The 2933-nt window shown below is 46.1% G+C and carries 1 protein-coding gene and 1 pseudogene; one reads left to right on the top strand and one right to left on the bottom strand.

What is annotated here, in order from left to right; translation table 11 throughout:
- Nucleotides 1-79 precede the first annotated feature (79 nt).
- Nucleotides 80-1963, bottom strand: a pseudogene (serA, locus tag AC4E7D_RS13515) (phosphoglycerate dehydrogenase).
- A 186-nt stretch (nucleotides 1964-2149) separates the two neighbouring features.
- Between serA and AC4E7D_RS13510 the strand changes: the two are divergent.
- Nucleotides 2150-2933: glycoside hydrolase family 3 N-terminal domain-containing protein (locus AC4E7D_RS13510; RefSeq protein WP_490174309.1), on the top strand; the 784-nt coding region annotated here is incomplete at its 3' end.

The raw sequence follows: 2933 nt of genomic DNA, 5'->3' as shown, positions 1-2933 counted from the left end.
TAGTATATTGAGGAACGAACCTTATCACCACCAGTAAAGAACACTCATCTAATCCTGGGCAGATCTCTGTTAGGTAGGATTAATAGAGTACCCGAAACTTAATCGTGTGTTCCACCTGCCTGAGCGCCTTGATAACTTCTTTATTATAGTCCTTGTCGAGGTCCGTGATTACATATCCAACTTCGTTATCGGTAGACAGGTACTGCCCTGTGATGTTCATATCGTATTGGGCGAGTACTTCGTTGATCTTTGCCATAATCCCGGGTACATTTTCATGAATGTGCAGGAACCTATGGGCGTTGATTTGTTTGGGAAGTCTGATATTCGGGAAGTTAACGGCATCCGTGGTATTCCCTGAATTGATATAATCCATGATCTTGTTGGGTACAAAATCGGCAATATTACGTTGGGCCTCCTCCGTGCTCCCTCCTATGTGCGGCGTGAGGATCACATTGTCTAGCCTTTGTAGTTCACTCTTAAAAGGTCCGTTTTTACGAGGCTCTGTGGGATATACATCGATCGCTGCACCCGCAAGTTTTTTGGATTTCAGGGCTTCCTCCAGGTCAGGGATATTCACCACAAACCCTCGCGACAAATTGATCAGGTAAGCACCCGGTCTCATTTGAGCCAGTTCCCGTTTTCCGATGAAGTTTTTATTGGAGGGATTGTCATCAATATGTAAAGAAACCACATCAGAAACATTCAGCAGATCCTCAAGGGTTTCACATCTAATGGCATTCCCCAGCGCAAGCCGGTCTTCGATATCGTAGTAATACACACGCATTCCCAGGGCTTCAGCAAGGACAGACAATTGCTTGCCTATATTTCCGTAACCCACTATACCCAGGTTCTTACCACGCACCTCATGGGCATTGGTGGCAGTCTTGTTCCAGGTCCCCTCGTGAATTTCCTTGTTCCTTGGGAAAACGAAACGCATAAGCATTATGATCTGGCCCAGGGCCAGTTCTACCACAGAACGGGTATTGCTGTAAGGAGCATTGAAAACAATAACCCCTTTCTTTTTACAACCATCAAGGTCGATTTGTTTGGTGCCGATACAAAACGCACCGATCACCAGTAATTTGTTGGCGGCCTCCAGCACCTTAGGGGTGATCTGAGTCTTGGACCTGATCCCCAGCACATGTACCCCTTTTATCTTTTCGATCAGCTCTTCCTCGGTAAGGCTGCGATCTACCAGCTCTACCGCAAAGCCGTCCTCAGAGAGGTTGTCAAAAGCCACGGGATGGACATTTTCAAGCAGCAGGATCTTTATGCGGTTTTTTGGATAGGAGAGGCTCCTGGGAAGGTCGTTAACAAACAGGAATTCATCCAGGTTAGGCGCCACATGGTCAGCGTTGCTGGCTGCCTTTTCCCGGTGTACATTCTCAGTGTATGCGAAAAATTTGTGTGCTATCCCTGCCTCCCGCATCACGTAATCACTATATCCATCCCCTATAACCTGCACCTCGCCCTCCAGGTCAAGCTGCTTCAGGCACTCAATTTTGCCATTATGAGTGGCGAGTACATTGGTTTCGTCAAAACCAATGATATTACCTTCCTTATCGAATTCAAAGGTATTGGCATATACCCGGTCTGAGGGGATATTGTACTCCGCTACTATAGGGTCGATAAATTCTTTAAACCCGCAGGAAATCACATAGATATCCTCGGAAAATTTTTAAAAAAATTCCCGGTTGGAAGCAATAGATTTCGAGATCTTTTCCCGCAATTCCTCCACCAGGGGTTTCAAATGTTCTTTGTGAGCTTTGAGCAATTGAATACGGCGTTCCAGGGATTCTGTAAATGATATCTCACCATCGATACCAAGATTCGTAATGTGTTGAATTTCAGCAATAATTTTATCCCGGTCTAACCGGCCCTGCAATGTCATTTCCGCCAAAACGTCGAGTGCCTCCACCCGTGTCAGCGTACTGTCAAAATCAAAAACGTATTTTCTTCCCACCGTATTTGGAGCTGTCTTAATTAGGGCACAAATTTAATCATTTATCCCCTCTCCGCTTATCACTGAGAATGATTTCCGTCAGGGAATTGAAAAGCTCATAATTCTGAGCTGTATAAATTGTCAATCTCCTAATTTTAAGCTTTTCTTTTAAGTATCTTTAATCCTTAATTTCTTTAGCTTATTTCCATGAAAAAATTTTTACGCATCCTTAAATACCTGGTTCTCGGACTGCTGGCACTGGTTGTAATTGGTTTCCTCTTCATCTACTTCAAAGCCAAAATAGCTTCCAACCGCAACATGGACCTCCTGGGCCCCGAAGCCCCTACCCTTACTGCTAATGGAAAGACCTTCCGGGACCTGAACAAGAATGGGAAAATGGATGTGTACGAAGATACTGCTGCCCCACTGGAAGCCCGGGTAGAAGACCTGCTCTCCAAGATGAACCTGGAAGAAAAGGCGGGCACCTTGTTTGTAAACATGATCGGTACCACTCCAAAAGGTCAACCTATGGAAACGCCGGTATTATCCACAGACATCATTGTCACGGCATCCTCTATGTTCCTTCCTTCCAACTCAGAAATGATCGCCAGAAAAAAAATGAACAGTTTTAATATCCTGGCTTCTCTCGATGCCGACCTTATGGCCAAGTACAACAATACCATTCAAAGAATGGCCGAACGCACCCGGTTGGGAATTCCGATCACCATTGCCACAGATCCCAGGCATGGTACCGAAACTAATCCCGGGGCTGCCTTATATACCCCGGCATTTTCCCAGTGGCCTACTTCTCTCGGACTTGCTGCAACACGCGATACCCTTCTTGTACGTCAATTTGGCGATATTGCCCGACAGGAATACCGGGCGGTTGGGATTACCGTGGCCCTGCATCCCATGGCGGATCTGGCTACAGAACCTCGCTGGGGAAGGATCAATGGAACTTTCGGTGAAGATGCCGCTTTAAGTGCAGAAA

It is taken from the genome of Lentiprolixibacter sp. (assembly GCF_982873095.1).
Note: the sequence above shows the minus strand (reverse complement) of the source record. Positions and strands in the feature narration are given on the sequence as shown.